This is a genomic window from Microbacterium maritypicum (genome assembly GCF_041529975.1).
In the GTDB taxonomy this organism is placed as follows: domain Bacteria; phylum Actinomycetota; class Actinomycetes; order Actinomycetales; family Microbacteriaceae; genus Microbacterium.
The window spans coordinates 1672807-1689797 of record NZ_CP168030.1; the positions used below are offsets into that span (position 1 = coordinate 1672807).

General features: G+C 68.0%; 16 protein-coding genes. 8 read left to right on the forward strand and 8 right to left on the reverse strand.

What is annotated here, in order from left to right; all coding sequences use genetic code 11:
* Positions 1-136 precede the first annotated feature (136 nt).
* The 5 genes from ACCO44_RS08245 (at position 137) to ACCO44_RS08265 (ending at position 4990) form a co-directional block, all read left to right on the forward strand.
* A complete protein-coding gene (locus tag ACCO44_RS08245) occupies positions 137-1849 on the forward strand; it encodes a cytochrome c biogenesis protein DipZ (protein ID WP_262001253.1) in 1713 nt (570 codons plus the stop codon).
* Positions 1850-1880: 31 nt separating this feature from the next.
* Positions 1881-2480 (forward strand): ECF RNA polymerase sigma factor SigK, encoded by a 600-nt coding sequence (sigK, locus tag ACCO44_RS08250; RefSeq protein WP_029262786.1) that lies wholly within the window; start codon positions 1881-1883, stop codon positions 2478-2480.
* Positions 2477-3256: an anti-sigma factor domain-containing protein gene (locus tag ACCO44_RS08255; protein ID WP_372469223.1), complete on the forward strand. Its 780-nt coding sequence runs from the start codon at positions 2477-2479 to the stop codon at positions 3254-3256. The genes sigK and ACCO44_RS08255 overlap by 4 nt, the downstream gene beginning before the upstream one ends.
* 29 nt (positions 3257-3285) lie before the next feature.
* Complete coding sequence (locus tag ACCO44_RS08260) at positions 3286-3915, forward strand: hypothetical protein (RefSeq protein WP_029262784.1); 630 nt, start codon at positions 3286-3288, stop codon at positions 3913-3915.
* Positions 3916-4105: 190 nt separating this feature from the next.
* Complete coding sequence (locus tag ACCO44_RS08265) at positions 4106-4990, forward strand: aminodeoxychorismate lyase (protein WP_372469224.1); 885 nt, start codon at positions 4106-4108, stop codon at positions 4988-4990.
* Positions 4991-5063: 73 nt separating this feature from the next.
* Here ACCO44_RS08265 and pstB read toward each other — a convergent pair whose 3' ends face one another.
* From pstB to ACCO44_RS08300, 7 genes are all read right to left on the reverse strand, one after another.
* On the reverse strand, positions 5064-5843 hold the full coding sequence (pstB, locus tag ACCO44_RS08270; protein WP_029262782.1) for a phosphate ABC transporter ATP-binding protein PstB: 780 nt from the start codon (positions 5841-5843) through the stop codon (positions 5064-5066).
* 29 nt (positions 5844-5872) lie between these two features.
* The gene (gene pstA, locus ACCO44_RS08275) at positions 5873-6973 is read right to left on the reverse strand and encodes a phosphate ABC transporter permease PstA (protein ID WP_372469225.1); all 1101 of its coding nucleotides are present in this window, start codon (positions 6971-6973) and stop codon (positions 5873-5875) included.
* Position 6974: 1 nt separating this feature from the next.
* Positions 6975-7952 (reverse strand): phosphate ABC transporter permease subunit PstC, encoded by a 978-nt coding sequence (pstC, locus tag ACCO44_RS08280; RefSeq protein WP_051662330.1) that lies wholly within the window; start codon positions 7950-7952, stop codon positions 6975-6977.
* 105 nt (positions 7953-8057) lie between these two features.
* Positions 8058-9158, reverse strand: a complete 1101-nt coding sequence (locus tag ACCO44_RS08285) for a phosphate ABC transporter substrate-binding protein PstS (protein ID WP_262001249.1) — start codon at positions 9156-9158, stop codon at positions 8058-8060.
* Positions 9159-9309: 151 nt separating this feature from the next.
* A complete protein-coding gene (locus ACCO44_RS08290) occupies positions 9310-10299 on the reverse strand; it encodes an NUDIX domain-containing protein (RefSeq protein ID WP_372469226.1) in 990 nt (329 codons plus the stop codon).
* Positions 10296-12461 (reverse strand): RNA degradosome polyphosphate kinase, encoded by a 2166-nt coding sequence (locus ACCO44_RS08295; protein ID WP_029262777.1) that lies wholly within the window; start codon positions 12459-12461, stop codon positions 10296-10298. The genes ACCO44_RS08290 and ACCO44_RS08295 overlap by 4 nt, the downstream gene beginning before the upstream one ends.
* Before the next feature lie 51 nt (positions 12462-12512).
* Complete coding sequence (locus ACCO44_RS08300) at positions 12513-13196, reverse strand: response regulator transcription factor (RefSeq protein ID WP_029262776.1); 684 nt, start codon at positions 13194-13196, stop codon at positions 12513-12515.
* A 73-nt stretch (positions 13197-13269) separates the two neighbouring features.
* Here ACCO44_RS08300 and ACCO44_RS08305 point away from each other — a divergent pair, with 73 nt between their 5' ends.
* The 3 genes from ACCO44_RS08305 (at position 13270) to ACCO44_RS08315 (ending at position 15445) form a co-directional block, all read left to right on the forward strand.
* Complete coding sequence (locus tag ACCO44_RS08305; protein WP_105711395.1) at positions 13270-13560, forward strand: hypothetical protein; 291 nt, start codon at positions 13270-13272, stop codon at positions 13558-13560.
* Positions 13561-13710: 150 nt separating this feature from the next.
* The gene (locus tag ACCO44_RS08310) at positions 13711-14313 is read left to right on the forward strand and encodes an FABP family protein (RefSeq protein ID WP_372469227.1); all 603 of its coding nucleotides are present in this window, start codon (positions 13711-13713) and stop codon (positions 14311-14313) included.
* A 1-nt stretch (position 14314) separates the two neighbouring features.
* Complete coding sequence (locus tag ACCO44_RS08315) at positions 14315-15445, forward strand: folate-binding protein YgfZ (protein WP_029262773.1); 1131 nt, start codon at positions 14315-14317, stop codon at positions 15443-15445.
* Positions 15446-15463: 18 nt separating this feature from the next.
* Here ACCO44_RS08315 and ACCO44_RS08320 read toward each other — a convergent pair whose 3' ends face one another.
* Entirely contained in the window at positions 15464-16981 is a 1518-nt protein-coding gene (locus ACCO44_RS08320) for an amino acid permease (RefSeq protein WP_372469228.1), read from the reverse strand.
* Between the last annotated feature and the right edge of the window lie 10 nt (positions 16982-16991).

Below are 16991 nucleotides of genomic sequence, written 5' to 3' on the forward strand. Positions count from 1 at the left end.
CCTCTCCGTGGCGTCGAGGGCTGTTCGGAGCACCTTCGAGATCGGATGGGAGAAATCTCAGAAATCTCTCAGATCGATCGAATCCAATCCGTTGTCGTCCCCGGAGCGAACAGCTCCCGACAGAAGTGGGGACCTCATGGACCTGATCATCATCGGCCTGCTCGGCGGGCTCATCACCGGCATCTCGCCGTGCATCCTGCCCGTGCTGCCCGTGATCTTCCTCACCGGGGGCGCCCAGTCCGCGCGGTATGAAGACGAGGTGGTGCCCGCCAGGCGCAGCCGCCCGTACTTCGTGATCGCGGGGCTGGTGCTGAGCTTCACGCTCGTCACGCTCGGCGGCTCACTGCTGCTCGGGCTGCTGAATCTGCCGCAGGACATCATCCGCTGGGTCGGCATCGCGGTGCTGATCATCATCGGCGTCGGGCTCATCGTGCCGCGGTTCCAGCACATCCTCGAGCGCCCGTTCCAGCGGTTCGGTCAGCGCGAGGTGAAGAACCGGGGGAGCGGCTTCGGCGTCGGCCTCGCGCTGGGTGCGGTCTTCGTGCCGTGCGCCGGCCCCGTGCTGGCCGCCATCATCGTCGCCGGCTCCACCGGTCAGATCGGCATCGGAACCGTGCTGCTCACCGTGTCGTTCTCGATCGGCGTGGCGGTGCCGCTGCTGATCTTCGCCCTCGCCGGCCGCAGTGTCGTCGAGCGCATCCGCTCCTTCCGCTCGAAGGAGCGCGGGCTGCGCATCGCCGCCGGCATCGCGATGATCGCGCTCGCTGTCGGGCTCGTGTTCAACGTGCCCCAGGCGCTGCAGCGTCTGCTGCCCGACTACACGGCTCCGCTCCAGGAGCAGATCGCCGACTCCGACCAGGTGAAGGACGCCCTCGATCTCGGCGGACTCGTCAACGAAGAGAACAAGGATCTCGACAAGTGCACCAACGGTGCCGAGGAACTCGAGTCGTGCGGAACGGCGCCGTCGATCAAGGGCATCCAGGAATGGCTCAACACCCCGAACGGGGAGGCGCTCGACCTCAAGGATCTGCGCGGCCAGGTGGTGCTGATCGACTTCTGGGCGTACTCGTGCATCAACTGCCAGCGTTCGCTCCCGCACGTGGTCGCCTGGGACGAGGCATACCGCGATGCGGGCCTGCAGGTGATCGGCATCCACTCTCCCGAGTACGCGTTCGAGAAGGACCCGGGCAATGTGGCGGCCGGCGCGCGAGACTTCGGCATCGAGTACCCGGTCGCCCTCGACAACAACCTGTCGACGTGGACGAACTACCGCAACCGCTACTGGCCCGCCCACTACCTGATCGATGCAGAGGGAACCGTGCGCCACATCTCGTTCGGAGAGGGCAACTACGCCGCGACCGAGTCGATGATCCGCGAGCTGTTGAAGGACGCGGATCCGTCCGTCGACCTTCCCGGCGCGACAGACGTCGAAGATGACACACCCGATGTGGGGTCGACGACGAGGGAGACATTCCTCGGTTCGTCGAAGGACGTCAACTACGGCGGCGACGGCGACTACCGCTCCGGCACCAACGCGTACACGTTCCCGAAGGATCAGCCGGCCGACAGCTTCGCGCTCGACGGCGACTGGACGATCGAGACGCAGTACGCGACGCCGGAGGGTGATGACGGACGCATCAGCCTCGAGTATCACGCCGCCGAGGTGCGGGTCGTGGTCGCCGGGACGGGAGACATCGAGCTCCGACGCGACGACGGATCGACGGAGACCATCGCGATCGACGGCACTCCGCGCTCGTACGAGCTGCTCAAGCAGACCGACATCGCCGAAGGCACCCTCACGCTCGACGTCCCGCCCGGAATCCAGGTCTATTCCTTCACATTCGGGTGACGTCTGCACGGGTACGGAGAGGAGATGCGGCATGCTTGTGGAGATGGTCATCGATGGAATGGACGTCCCGGAGGACGGCGCGACGCAGGATGCTGTCGGCGACCTCCTCGTGCGCGTCGCCGACGGTGACCAGGCTGCCTTCGCGGCCCTCTACGACGCCCTCTCCTCCCGCGCCTTCGGGCTGATCCTCCGCGTGCTGGTGAACCGGGCGCAGAGCGAGGAGGTCCTGCAGGAGGTCTTCCTGGAGATCTGGCAATCCGCTTCCCGCTTCGCTCCGAACAGAGGTCAAGGACGAACGTGGGTCATGACGATCGCACATCGTCGGGCCGTCGACCGGGTGCGGGCATCGCAGTCGAGCGCCGACCGCGATGTGCGGGCCGGATTCAAGGACATCGGTGTGGCACACGACAGCGTCGCAGAACAGGTGGAGCTGGGAATCGAAGGCGAGAAGGTCGTCGACGCTCTCTCGGGGCTTCCTGAGGTGCAGCGCGAGGCACTCGTCCTCGCCTACTACGGCGGTTACAGTCAGAACGAGATCGCGGCCCTGGTGGGCGCGCCGCTGGGGACGATCAAGACACGGATGCGAGACGGGCTGACCCGTTTGCGCACGGCGATGGGGGTGACGGCATGAACGAGAAAGAGTTCGCAGAGCTCGCGGCGGGTGCCGCCCTGCACGCGCTGTCGGCAGACGACGAGCGCCGTTTCCGTGACGCATTCGCCGCGCACCCCGAGTGGCAGGCCATCGTCGAGGCGGATGCCGGTGCGGCCGGGCTGCTCGCCGAGACGGCCGCGACGGTCGATCCGCCCGCGAGCATCCGGTCCGCCCTGCTCGCGCAGATCGCCGTCACGCCACAGAGAATCGAGTCGGACGGCGACGAGCCGCGTGCGGCCGCTCCAGCACCGGAGAGCTTCACGACGGAGGAGGCCGCCGCCGAATCCCCGAAGCCGCGCCGATGGACTCGCACGGTGTTCGCGTTGGCCGCGTGCCTCGCCCTCCTCGTCGGCGTCGGCATCGGCGCAGTGGCTCTGAATCAGCAGCTGAACCGCCCCGCGAGCGTGGTCGCCCTGCAGGAGATCGAAGCGGCGGGAGACGCCGAGCAGGCGACGGTCGCGCTCGATGACGGCGGAACGGCGACGGCGCACTGGTCGGGCTCGGTCGGCAAGGCCGTGCTCGTGGCCGACGGGCTCCCGAATCCCGGGGAGGGCGAGACCTACGAACTCTGGTTCGTGCGCGGTGACGCCCCCGTCTCGGCAGGCGTGTTCGATGTCGACGGCGGTGAGGCGACAGCCCTGCTCGATGGCGACATGCAGGCAGGAGATGCGATCGCGGTGACCGTCGAACAGGCCGGCGGCTCGCCGACGGGGCAACCGACGTCTGACCCGGTGATCGTCATCCCCACGGCCTGAGCGTCGCCGATCGCGCGTACCCTGGAGGGATGCCTGAGCAGCACCACCGCCCTGTGCGCCGACCGTCCTCCTCCTTCGACAACATCGTCGGCGCGCACGATCCCGCCGAAGAGACGCGGGTCGCACACGCCACGGCATCCGCTCTGCTGACGCGCGTCCGTGCGGACGAGAGCGGTGCCAGCGCGGAGAGGCTCGTGGCATTCACCTCCGAGCACGGCATCGACGAGATCGCGGAGCTGTGGTCGAAGGCTCCGTCCCGCACGCTTCCCGGCGCGCTGTGGCGCCTGTACGTGCTGCAGCTCGCGATCCACGCCGACGCCCGCACGGCCGCGCTGCTCTACGACCGCGGTCGGGTGGAGCTGGCCTCGGCCGATGTCGTGATCGCCGGCGCTCCGGTGCCGGCGAGCCCTGACGAGCTCGTCGCGCTGATCGACACGATCCTGCGCGGGGCGTTCCGCGGGGACTTCGCGGTGGCTCTCGACCGCGCCGCCGCGTTCTGCCGGGTGCAGGCTTCGGGGGCGACCCACTCGGCGGACGACTACGAGCCCACCGAACCGGCGCGAGCCAGCGAACTGACCACCCGAGCGCTGCGACTCAGCAGCTATGCGCAGGATCTGGCGGCTGCAGCGGTGCTGTGGCGCACGGGCGCTCTCAGCTGACGGACACGCTCCGGCGGGCCGCAGGGCCCTGCAGAATAGAGCCCGGACAGAGAAAAGACCGGGCCGCAAGAACGCCTCTCGGCGGAAGGCCGCTCGTAGCGGCGAAAAATGGAGCCCGGGGTTATGCGGCCCGGCCACTCAATTGTAACGCGATGCGGCGGTGGCTATTCCCGCCCTCTAGGCTCGGATCATGACCGGGCGTTTCGCACTCATGATCGATCCCGTGCCCGCCGAGGAGCAGCGCTCCGACTACGCCGACACGTTCACGCAGGTGGATGCCGCGGCCCCCGCGCTCAGCGTGGGAGAGCTGAGCACGCAGCGCGGTGACGGCGTGTTCGAGTCGATCGGCGTGGTCGACGGGCATGCGCAGGAAGTCGTCCCGCACCTCGAGCGGCTCGCGCACTCGGCACGCCTGTGCGACCTTCCGGTGCCGAACCTCGCGCAGTGGCGCCAGGCCATCGACCGGGCCGCGGCACAACTCGGTGCGGGCGAATCCGTGATCAAGCTCATCCTCAGCCGCGGCGTCGAGCACGGGCCCACGCCGACGGCATGGGTGACGGCGGCGCCGGCAGCCGACTTCTCCGCCGTGCGGGAGACGGGCGTGCGCGTCGTCACCCTCGACCGCGGATACGACCTGGGCGCGGCCGAGCGGGCGCCGTGGCTGCTGCTGGGCGCCAAGACCCTCTCGTACGCCGTGAACATGGCTGCTCTGCGTGAGGCGCACCGGCGCGGGGCGGACGACGCGATCTTCCTGTCGAGCGACGGCTTCGTGCTGGAGGCGCCGACGGCTTCGCTGATCCTCCGGTTCGGCGACCGCTTCGTCACCCCCGCCCCGAACGGCGGCATCCTGCACGGCACGACCCAGCTCAGCGTGTACGACCATCTCGCGGCACAGGGTTTCGACGTCGGCTACGACCGCATCCCGGCGACGGATCTCCCGCAGGCGGATGCCGCGTGGCTCGTGTCGAGCGTCCGCCTCGCTGCGGCGATCACCGCCGTCGACGATGTCTCGCTCCCGGTCGACGCAGCCCTCACCGCCGACCTGAATCGCTACCTGCTCTCCCCGCGCGACTGAGCGTCGAGGCGTCGCCGACACGCGAGAGGGTCCGAGAACCGAAGTTCCCGAACCCTCTTCCGTCAGCCTCGACTCACCCGAAGCGGCCGGAGACGTAGTCCTCGGTGGCCTGCACGGACGGGGTGGTGAAGATGCTCGTCGTGTCGTCGTACTCGATGAGCTTGCCCGGCTTGCCGGTGCCGGCGATGTTGAAGAAGGCCGTCTTGTCGGACACGCGGGACGCCTGCTGCATGTTGTGCGTGACGATGACGATCGTGAACTCGTTCTTGAGCTCGCCGATCAGCTCTTCGATCGCGTAGGTCGAGATCGGGTCGAGAGCCGAGCACGGCTCGTCCATCAACAGCACCTCGGGCGACACGGCGATCGCGCGGGCGATGCACAGACGCTGCTGTTGCCCGCCGGACAGGCCGGATCCCGGGCGGTCGAGCCGGTCCTTGACCTCATTCCACAGGTTCGCACCGGTGAGTGACTTCTCGACCAGGGCGTCCTGGTCGCTCTTCGACATCCGGGTGTTGTTGAGCTTCACGCCCGCGAGGACGTTCTCCTTGATCGACATCGTGGGGAACGGGTTCGGCCGCTGGAACACCATGCCGACCTGACGGCGCACGAGCACCGGGTCGACGCCGGGACCGTAGAGGTCCTTGCCGTCGAGCAGCACCTCACCTTCGACGCGGGCGCCGGGGATGACCTCGTGCATGCGGTTCAGGGTGCGCAAGAACGTGGACTTGCCGCACCCCGAGGGGCCGATGAAGGCGGTCACGCTGCGCGGCTGGATGTCGAGGGAGACGCCCTCCACGGCGAGGAAGTTACTGTAGTAGACGTTGAGGTCGTTGACTTCGATGCTCTTGGACACGTGGATTCCTGTTCTGAGTTGTCGGGCGCTCAGCGGCCGGAGACCTTCGGGGCGAACCACTTCGCGATGAGACGCGCGAGCAGGTTCAGGACCATGACGATGAGGATGAGGGTGAGGGCGGCGGCCCACGCGCGCGCGACGGCGGCGTCGGGGCTCGTGCCCTGATTCATGTACTGGTTGTAGGCGAACACCGGCAGCGTCATCATCTGGCCGTTGAAGATGTTCAGGTTCATGCTCTGGGTGAAGCCGGCGGTGAGCAGCAGCGGCGCGGTCTCGCCGATGACGCGGGAGATCGCGAGCATGACCGAGGTCATGATGCCGGCGATCGAGGTCGGCAGTACGACCTTCAGGATGGTCAGCCACTTCGGAACGCCCAGGGCGTAGGACGCCTCGCGGAGCTCGTTCGGGACGATCCGCAGCAGTTCCTCGCTGCCGCGCACGACCACCGGTGTCATCAGCACGGCGAGGGCGAGGGCGCCCATGAAGCCCATCGAGATGCCGGGCTTGAAGATCAGGGCGAACGCGGCGTAGATGAACAGACCGGCGACGATCGACGGGATGCCGGTCATCACGTCGACGAAGAACGTGATGGCCTTCGCGATCTTGCCGCGGCCGTATTCGACGAGGTAGATGGAGGTCATCAGACCGATCGGCACCGAGATGACGGTGGCGGTCAGGGTGATGAGCACCGTGCCCCAGATGGCGTGCACGATGCCGCCGCCCTCACCGACGACGTTGCGCATCGAGTAGCTGAAGAACTCGGCGTCGAACCGTTCGACGCCGTTGGCCACGACCGTCCACAGCAGCGACACGAGGGGAAGCAGGGCGATCAGGAAGGCGGTGGCGACGAGCGCCGTCATCAGTCGGTCGATCGCTTTGCGACGGCTCTCCGCGATCGACGAGATCACCGTGATGATGACCATGTAGAGCAGGATGCCGACGATCGCTGTGCCGACGATGTTGAAGTCGGCGAGGCTGGATCCGGCACCGGCGGCGGCGACCCCGAAGATCGCGGCGGAGATGGCGAAGGATGCCGCGAGCAGGGCCCACGGCGCCCACGTCGGCAGCTTGCCGGAGGTGAGCGAGGCCGCGTTGGCCGAGGCGGGGGGAGCGGAGGTGAGGGTGGTCATGTCAGTTCGCTCCCGAGAACTCGGCGCGGCGCGCGACGATCCAGCGCGCCAGCGCATTGACCGCGAAGGTCACGACGAAGAGGATGAGGCCGGTGGCGATGAGCGTGTTCACGCCGGTGCCGTGCGCTTCGGGGAAGGCCAGGGCGATGTTGGCGGGGATCGGCGTCGGGTTGGTGGCGGTGAGCACCAGGAAGCTGACGACGGCCGAGGGGGAGAGCACCATGGTCACGGCCATGGTCTCGCCGAGTGCTCGTCCCAGGGCCAGCATCGCGGCGGACACCATGCCGCCGCGGGCGAAGGGGAGCACCGCCATGCGGACCATCTCCCAGCGTGTGGAGCCGAGGGCGAGTGCGGCTTCTTCGTGGAGCTTCGGGGTCTGCAGGAAGACCTCGCGGCAGATGGCCGTCATGATCGGGATGCACATCACCGCGAGCACGAGGGCTGCGGTGAGGATCGTCTTGCCGGTCGAGGAGACCTGGCCACCGAAGAAGGGCACCCAGGAGGCGTTCGTGTTCAGCCAGGCGTAGATGGGCTGCAGCAGGGGAGCGAGCACCAGCCCGCCCCAGAGGCCGAACACCACGGACGGCACGGCGGCGAGCAGATCGATGACGTATCCGAGGAAGGCCGCGAGCCTCCGGTGCGCGTAGTGCGAGATGAACAGGGCGATGCCGATGGCGATCGGAGCGGCGATGAGCAGGGCGATGAACGAGGCCCAGAGCGTGCCGAAGACCAGCGGCCACACGTACACCCAGAAGGATTCGCCCTTGAGGATGTGGTTGTCGCTGGTGTCGAGCTGGAACGCCGGGAGGCTCTGGATGAAGAGGAAGGCGGCGACGAGCGCGAGGACGATGAGGATGATGATCCCCGCCCCGAGCGCGGTGCCGGAGAAGACCCGGTCTCCGAGTCGCTGCTTCGCCTTGATCGGTGCGGGCGGCGCTTTGGCCGGTGCCGGTGTGGGCGCCTGCGCGGTCGTGCTCATGATCTCCCTGTTTCGGGCCGGGTAGATGTGGATCGGATACTGACCGGGAGGTGCCCCCGCGCCCCGTCGGGACGCGGGGGCACCGCTGTCAGTGGATCGGCTGGATCAGCCGACCTGGATCAGGTCGATCGCGGCCAGCACCTGCTCGCGCAGGCCGTCCGAGATCGGGGCGCTGCCGGCGTTCTCCGCGGCGGCATCCTGGCCCTCGGCACTCGCGATGTAGGAGAAGTACTCCTTCACGAGCCCCGCGACGTTGCTGTCCTCGTACTGCTCGCAGCCGATGAGGTAGCTGACCAGGGCGATCGGGTAGGCGCCGTCCGCGGCGGCGGACGGGTCGACGTCGAAGACGAGGTCGGCCTCGCCGCGGCCCTCGGCCAGCGGCGAGCCCTCGACGAGCTTCGAAGCGGCCTCCGCCGAGTACGGGACGAATTCCTCGCCGACGCCCACGGCGACCTGGCCGAGGCCATCGGCCTGCGATGCGTCGAGGAACCCGATGGCTCCGTTGCCGGCCGTGATGGCCTGCTTGACGCCGGAGGTGCCCTGTGCGGCCTCGCCGCCCTGGATCGGCCACTCGTCGGAGACCTCGTAGGTCCAGACATCGGGTGCCGTCGCGCTCATGTACTTCGCGAAGGTCTCCTGCGTTCCCGAGGGGTCGGAGCGGTGCACCGGCGAGATCGCCAGGTCGGGGAGCTCGACGCCGTCGTTCAGCGCGGCGATCTCCGGCGCGTTCCAGTTGGTGATCGTGCCCGCGAAGATGCCCGCGATGGTGGCGGCATCCAGGTTCAGGGCGTCGACGCCTTCGAGGTTGAAGGCGACGGCGACGGGCGAGATGTAGAGGGGGACCTCGACGATGTCGTCCGTGGTGCAGGCGCCGAAGCCGCCGGCGGCGATCTCCTCATCGTTGAATGCGCGGTCGGAGCCGATGAAGTTGCTGCCGCCCTCGAGGAAGTTCTCACGACCGGTGCCGGAGCCCGTGGGCTCGTAGTTGACGGTCACGTCGGGGTTGGCGGTCTGGAACGCGGCGACCCAGGCCTCCTGGGCGGCGGCCTGCGAGGAGGCGCCGGTGGCGTCGATGGTGCCGGAGAGCGTGGACTCGGCAGGAGCCTCGCTCGAGCCGGTGCCGCCTTCGTTCGCGGCGCAGCCGGCGAGGGCGAGAGCGGCCACGGCGCCGATGGCGCCGATTCGTGCGATTCGGGAGATCTTCACTGTGGATCCTTCGATCTTTGATGGGTGGGGCCCGGTGCAGGGCACACAGTGACGCTAGGGGCGACGGTTAACGAGACTCTCCCGAGCAGGTGAACGGCAGGTGAACGACGGGCGACTCTCTGGGGCGCTCCCGCGAGAAATCAAGGAAGCGTCAGACCTTCGGGACGTGGGTCTCGATCGCGATGATGCCCGATCCGGGATTCGTGGCGGAGAGGTGGACGACGGAGAACGCGGCCGGCTCGAGGTCTGCGGCGCTGCTGAGATACGACCCGTGGATGGTGCCGGTGGCCAGCGCGATCTCCGAGAGCAGGCCGGGCAGCACCGGGCCGTGGCTGCACAGCACGGCCGGCTTGCCGGCGCGGATGCGGCGTCCGACGACCGAGCGCAGATCGGACTCGCCGTCCTCCCAGGCGTCCTGGCTCATCTTGTCGGTCTTCACCGGCTTGCGATCGAGTGCACGGGCGAGCGGGGTGATCGTCTCGACGCAGCGCACCGCGTCGCTCGTCACGATCCGGCGCACTCCGAAGGCACGCAGCGGTCCCACGATCGACTTCGCCTGCTTTCGACCGCGCTCGGTGAGCGGCCGGGAGGCATCCGATCCGTCCCACTCCGAACGGGGCGTGGCCTTCGCATGCCGCAGCGCGATCACGGGGAAGGTGCGCAGCACTCCGTCGTCGACGAGGTTGGCGAAGAAGTCGAGGATCTCCAGGTCGACGGGGTAGCTCAGGCGCGCACGCGCCTTCTTCACACTGACCCACTCCAGCGCGGCGATCTCGCGGTTGGGCACGAACGTCGACTCCCGGATGGCGGAGTCCGTCGCTTCCGCTGCCCAGTAGTGCACGACCTTCTGCTTCTGGGACGCCAGGTGATACCGGCTCACACCGACCGACACCCCGAGCGAGACGCGGATGCCGGTCTCTTCGTGCACTTCCCGGACGGCGGTCTCGGCAAGCATCTCTCCGGGGTCGACCTTGCCCTTGGGCAGCGTGACGTCGCGGTACTTCGTGCGGTGGATCAGGAGGATGCGCAGCTTGCCGTCGACGAGTCGCCAGACGACGGCTCCCGCCGCGTACACGGCCTTGTCCGCCCACTTCGACCCGTTCGCGGTGTCGGGTGGGAGCTGCAGCTGCCGCCCGGTCATCGCACCGCCCGTGCGCGGCGACGCCGCTGGATCAACCCCATGGTCTTATCCTGCAGGTCGATCAGGGGCTTGCCGTCCGCGTCCTCGGCGTGGCGCTCCCAGACTCCACCGGCACCCAGGTGCCACGAGGTCGTCCCGGCATCCATCGCCAGGTCGAAGAACGTCTGCAGCTCCTTCAGGTGGGCGGGGTCGGTGACCCGCACCAGCGCTTCGACGCGACGGTCGAGGTTGCGGTGCATCATGTCTGCACTGCCGATGTACACCTGCGGGTCGCCGCCGTTCTCGAACGCGAAGATCCGCGAATGCTCCAGGTAGCGGCCGAGGATGCTGCGCACGGTGATGTTGTCACTGATGCCGTCGAGATCCGTACGCAGGCTGCAGATGCCGCGCACCCAGACGTCGACCTTCACTCCCGCAGCGCTCGCGCGGTACAGCGCGTCGATGATCTCCTCATCGACCATCGAGTTGACCTTGATGCGGATGTGCGCGGGCACGCCCGCTTCGGCGTTCTTGCGTTCGGCGTCGATCTGGCGGACGAGGCCCTTCCGGAGGTGCAGAGGGGCGACCAGGAGCCTCTTGAACTTCTTCTCGATGGCATAGCCGCTGAGCTCATTGAAGAGTCGGGTCAGATCCTTGCCGACCTGCGCGTCTGCGGTGAAGAGGCCGAAGTCCTCGTAGATACGGCTGGTCTTCGGGTTGTAGTTGCCGGTGCCGACGTGGGAGTAGTGCTGGAGCTTGCCGTCTTCCTCGCGGATGACGAGCGCGAGCTTGCAGTGCGTCTTCAGCCCGACGAGTCCGTAGACCACGTGCACGCCGGCCTTCTCGAGCTTGCGCGCCCAGACGATGTTGTTGGCTTCGTCGAATCGGGCTTTCACCTCGACGAGTGCCAGCACCTGCTTGCCGGCCTCCGCGGCGTCGATCAGCGCCTGTACGACCGGGCTGTCGCCCGATGTGCGGTACAGCGTCTGCTTGATGGCGAGCACGTGCGGGTCGCGGGCGGCCTGCTCGAGGAACGCCTGGACGCTGGTCGTAAACGACTCGTACGGGTGGTGCACGAGCACGTCCGACTTGCGGATCGCCTTGAAGATGTCGGCGCGGTTGCTCGATCCCGCGGGCTGGAAGGCCACGGCCGTGGTGGGCAGGTGCGGTGGGTAGCGCAGGTCGGGACGGTCGATGCGGGACAGGTCGAAGAGGCCGCGCAGATCGAGCGGGCCGGGGAGGCGGTAGACCTCCAGGTCGGTGATGTCGAGTTCGCGGACCAGCAGGTCCATCGTGACGTCATCCATGTCGTCGGTGATCTCCAGGCGGATCGGCGGACCGAACCGGCGACGGAGCAGCTCGGCCTCGAGCGCCTGGATCAGGTTCTCGCTCTCGTCTTCCTCGATCTCCACGTCTTCGTTGCGCGTGAGTCGGAACGCGTGGTGATCGAGCACCTCCATGCCCGGGAACAGGTCGCCCAGGTGGTTCGCGATGAGCTCCTCCAGACGCAGGAAGCGCTTGATCTCGCCGCCGCCGGGTACCTCCACGAAGCGGGGGAGCATGGGCGGCACCTTGAGGCGCGCGAACTCCTGCCGACCGGTGCGCGCGTTGCGGATGCGGATCGCGAGGTTCAGCGAGAGGCCGGAGATGTACGGGAACGGGTGCGCCGGGTCGACCGCCAGCGGCATCAGCACCGGGAAGACCTGGGCCTGGAAGTACTCGGACAGCGCGGAGCGCTCGCCGTCGGTGAGCTCCGACCAGTCGGTGATCTCCACGCCGGACTCGGCGAGGGCGGGGCGCACCAGCGAGATCCACGCGTCCGCGTGGCGGAGCTGCAGGGCGTGCGCCTCGCGGGAGATGTCCGCGAGCGCGTCGACGGGGGAGCGGCCGATGTTGGTCGGCACCGCGAGCCCGGTCATGATGCGCCGCTTGAGGCCCGCCACGCGCACCATGAAGAACTCGTCGAGGTTGCTGGCGAAGATCGCCAGGAAGTTGGCCCGTTCGAGTTCGGGCAGCGACGGATCCTCGGCGAGCTCCAGCACGCGCTGGTTGAAAGCGAGCCAGCTCAGCTCGCGATCCAGGTAGCGGTGGTCCGGGAGCTGGGAGTCGGGGGACTCGATGGCGTCGAAGTCATCGTCTTCGGCGTCTCCGAGGCCGGCGTCGGCGAGTGCGGGATCGATCATGGGGTACATCTAAGCACCGCCGGGTGACGCTCGTGTGAACAGCGTCCGTCCTCACCCGGCTGCGGCGATGCTCTCGTCCTCGTTGACGTTGAAGCGATAGCCGACGTTGCGCACCGTGCCGATGATCTGCTCCTGGTCGCCGAGCTTCGCCCTGAGCCGTCGCACGTGCACGTCGACGGTGCGGGTCCCGCCGAAGTAGTCGTAGCCCCACACCTCGCTGAGCAGCTGCTCCCGGGTGAAGACGCGTGAAGGATGCGTCGCGAGGAAGTGCAGCAGCTGGAACTCCTTGTAGGTGAGGTCCAGCGGTCTGCCGCGCAGCTTCGCCGAGTACGACTGCTCATCGATCGTGACTCCGGAAGCCTGTACGCGTGCGGGCTCGGCGACGTCATCTCGCCGCGCGAGTGCGAGACGCAGTCGTGCGTCGATCTCGGCAGGGCCGGCGGTGACGAGCAGGACGTCGTCGATGCCCCAGTCGCCGGAGAGCGCACTCATCCCTCCCTCGGTGACCACGAGGAGCAGCGGCGCGTCCTGTCCGGTGGCGCGCAGCAGGCGGCACAACGACTTCGCCGCCACCAGGTCATGACGACCGTCGACGATCACGACGTCATACTCCGGGGCGTTGACCAGCTGCGCGGTTTCCGCCGGAATCTGGCGCGCTTTATGGCTCAGCAACTCGAGAGCGGGCAGGACCTGCTCCGAGAGCGGAGCGTTGGTCAGAACCAGGACCAGGGCCACGCGCACTCCTCACCGACGGGCGATCGACGCCGTGCCGCCATGATACCGGGAGCCGATGCGCAACAATGGTGTCATGACGGAACCAGCACTCGCACCGCGTAACGCTTTCGTCGGTGTGATGGTCGTGTGGGCGGTGGCGTTCGTCGCCACCGTCGCGATCGGCATCTTCGTGCCGGAGGAATGGCGCGTGCCCTGGATGCTGGTCGGCTTCGGCGGAGTCGTTCTGCTCTCGTTCGCCGTGCAGCTCTGGTACGGGCGCACGCAGGGTTTCATCTTCCGGGTGGCGAGCAGCGTCACGGGCGCCCTGCTGTTGATGGGCCTCATCTCGATCGGTTTCGGGTTGGCCGCACTGATCCCGTCCTGACGTCGGCCCGGCGCGGTAAGGTGGAGCACATGGACCTCATGGCGCTCGAAATCTTCTTCATCGGCCTGCTGGGCCTCGCGAGCCTCGCTATCGTCTTCGTCTCGGCAGTGGTGCTGCGCAACCTCTTCCGCGGCCAGCGCTGACGCGATCGTGATCGAACTCCCCACCGACCTTCCCGCCGACCTCGCCCCGCTCGCGTGGTTGATCGGCGTGTGGGAGGGCACGGGTGTCATCGACTATCCGGTGGGTGACGAGCGTCTGCAGGGCGAGTTCACGCACCGGGTCAGCTTCAGCCACGACGGCGGCCCGTTCCTCAACTACTCCGGCACCGCGACCTTCCTCGCGGAAGACGGCGCACCGTCGACTCCGCTTCTCGCCGAGACCGGTTTCTGGCGGCTCGCTCGCCCGGCCGCGCCGGCGGATCCGGGTCCCGCACTGCTCCCACCCCTGGCTCCCCCCGTCGCACGCACGGTCGACGATGTCGAGGAGTTGCGCGCACCCAGCGGCGGCTTCCCGATCGAGGTGTCGGTCGCTCACTCCGACGGCGCACTCGAGCTCTACATAGGCGAGATCAACGGACCGCGCGTCGACATCGGCACCGATGCCGTGGTCCGCAGTGCCGGTGCGAAGGTGCACACCGCCTCCTCCCGCATGTACGGCCTGGTCGACGGTCATCTGCTGTGGGCATGGGATGTCGCGGCCCTCGGCACCCCGCTCCGTTCGCACGCCTCGGCCCGGCTGGCCAAGGTCTGACGTGTCGGGCTTCGGCGAGCTCGACGGTGTCGTGTCCGATGGTGATCGGATCATGCACTTCGGTGATGCCTTCCGCGAGCAGCGGCGTCTCGCCGAGGGTGCGGCCCTCGCCCCACTCGGCGACCGGACGATCATCGAGGTCTCGGGCCCGGAACGGCTGACCTGGCTCGACTCGATCACTTCGCAGTCGGTGGGCCGTCTCGCTGCCGGCGAGAGCACGGAGCTGCTGGTGCTCGACCCGCAGGGGCGCGTGGAGCACGCGGCCGGCGTCCTCGACGACGGCACATCCACTTGGCTCCTTGCCGACGCCGGCGATGCCGATGCACTCGCGGGCTGGTTGACCCGCATGAAGTTCCGCACGCAAGCCACGGTCGACGTGCGATCCGACCTCGCGCCGATCGGCTACATCGACGGAGGTGCGGTGGCCCCGACGGCATCCGCCGCAGCGTTCGCGCCGAACGGCAGCCCGCTGATCTGGGCCGACCCCTGGCAGCGGATCAGCAGCGGGGGACACCAGTACGCCGAGGTCGCCGAGCATCCGGCTGCGGATTACGCGTGGCGGGTCGCGATGCTGAGCGCGGACGCGGCGGATGCGCTCGCCGCATCGCTCGACCGCGATGCTCTCGCCGGGCTCCTCGCCGCCGAGGCGTTGCGCATCGCCGCCTGGCGTCCGCGGTGGAGCACCGAGGTCGACGAGCGCTCGCTGCCGCACGAGTCCGACTGGATCCGTAGTGCCGTGCACCTGAACAAGGGCTGCTACCGCGGACAGGAGACGGTCGCCAAGGTGCACAACCTCGGACATCCTCCGCGCCGATTGGCCGCGCTCCATCTCGACGGCAGCGACGCCGTGCTTCCTGAGCCCGGAGCAACGGTGTTCGCGGGGGATGACGAGGTCGGCCACATCACGTCGGTGGCGCGGCACCACGAAGACGGGCCGATCGCGCTCGCCATCCTGTCCCGTCGCGCACCGGTCGGCGATCTCGTGGTGCGTGCTGACGGCATCGACATCGCGGCTTCCCAACAGGTGATCGTGCCGGCGGATGCCGGTGCCACGGCAGACATCCCGCGCCTCACTCGACTGTCTCGTCGTCCGTCTGCGCCCGATCCGCGCGACGCCCCCGCTGCGTCCTGAGGCGATGGGCGTCGCGCGCTACTCGGCGTGATGTGCCTCCGTGGCGCGGAGCGCCGCGAGCTGCTGAATCCTCGGTCGGGCCACAAGCCACCCGGCGATGAGTGCGGGGATGATGACGACCAGACTGGCGACGGTCCAGGTCCCGGTCGGGTAGTCGAACGCCATGAGGACGATGACCGCCGCGAGGAAGGCGAGCGTGAGGTAGGACGTGAAGGGCGCGCCGAACAGTCGGAACGCCGGGCGCTCGAGCCGACCCTGCTTCGCGAGTCGATGCAGCTGGAGCTGGCAGAGGATGATCGTCGCCCACGCGGCGATGATCCCGAGCGCCGACATGTTCAGTACGATCTCGAAGGCATCGTCGGGTACGACCGCGTTCAGAAGCACACCACCGAGAGCGAACAGCCCGGTGAAGACGATGCCGGCGACGGGAACGCCACGCTTGCTCATCCGGCCGGCCACCGCCGGGGCGGCCCCGGAGGCGGCGAGCGAATGGAAGACCCGGCCCGTGGAGTACAGGCCGGCGTTGAGGCCCGAGACGGCGGCGGTGATGACGACGAAGTTCATGATGCTGCCGGCCACGGCGCCGACCTCGGGCCCGCCGACGTGTGAGAAGAACGTCACGAAGGGGCTCTCGCCGGCCTGGTAGACGGTGTACGGCAGCAGGAGCGCGAGCAGCAGCACGGAGCCCACGTAGAAGACTCCGATGCGGAGGATGACCGAGTTCACGGCGCGGGGCATGAGCTTCTCGGGGTTCTCTGTCTCGCCGGCAGCGGTGCCCACAAGTTCGATCGACGCATACGCGAACACGACTCCCTGCATCACGATGACCGCGGGGAGCACTCCTTCCGGCATGAAGCCGTTGTGTTCGGCGAGCATCGCCAGCCCCGTCGCGCCTTGATCCGTCTTCCAGCCGGCAGCGAGGAACACGATCCCCAGGACGAGGAACAGCGTGAGCGCTGCGACCTTCACGATCGAGAACCAGAACTCCATCTCGCCGAACAGTCGCACGGAGACGAGGTTGAGTCCGACCACGACGATGAGCGCGATCAGAGCGAGAAGCCATTGCGGAAGCACGTCGAAGACCGACCAATAGTGCACGTACAACGCGACGGCCGTGGAGTCGACGATCGCCACCATGCCCCAGTTGAGCAGGTAGAGCCAGCCTGCCGCGAACGCCAGTTTCTCCCCGTAGAACTCCCGCGCATACGAGATGAAGGACCCCGACGACGGCCGATGGATCACGAGCTCACCCAGAGCTCGGAGGATGAAGAATGCGAAGACACCGCACACCAGGTACGACACCGCGAGCAGGGGCCCTGCGGAGTGCAATCGTCCCCCAGCACCCATGAAGAGCCCGGTGCCGATCGCGCCCCCGAGCGCGATCATCTGCAGGTGTCGCGGTTTCAGGGCGGTGCGATATCCCCTCTGCTCGTGCGAGAAGTCCTGAACTGCGGTTGCGACGTCTCCGAGGCGCTCACGCCTGTTCTCCTGTGCCGCCGCGGGATCGTGCTCCCGTGGGGGATCGGTGATCGCCATTCAATCTCCT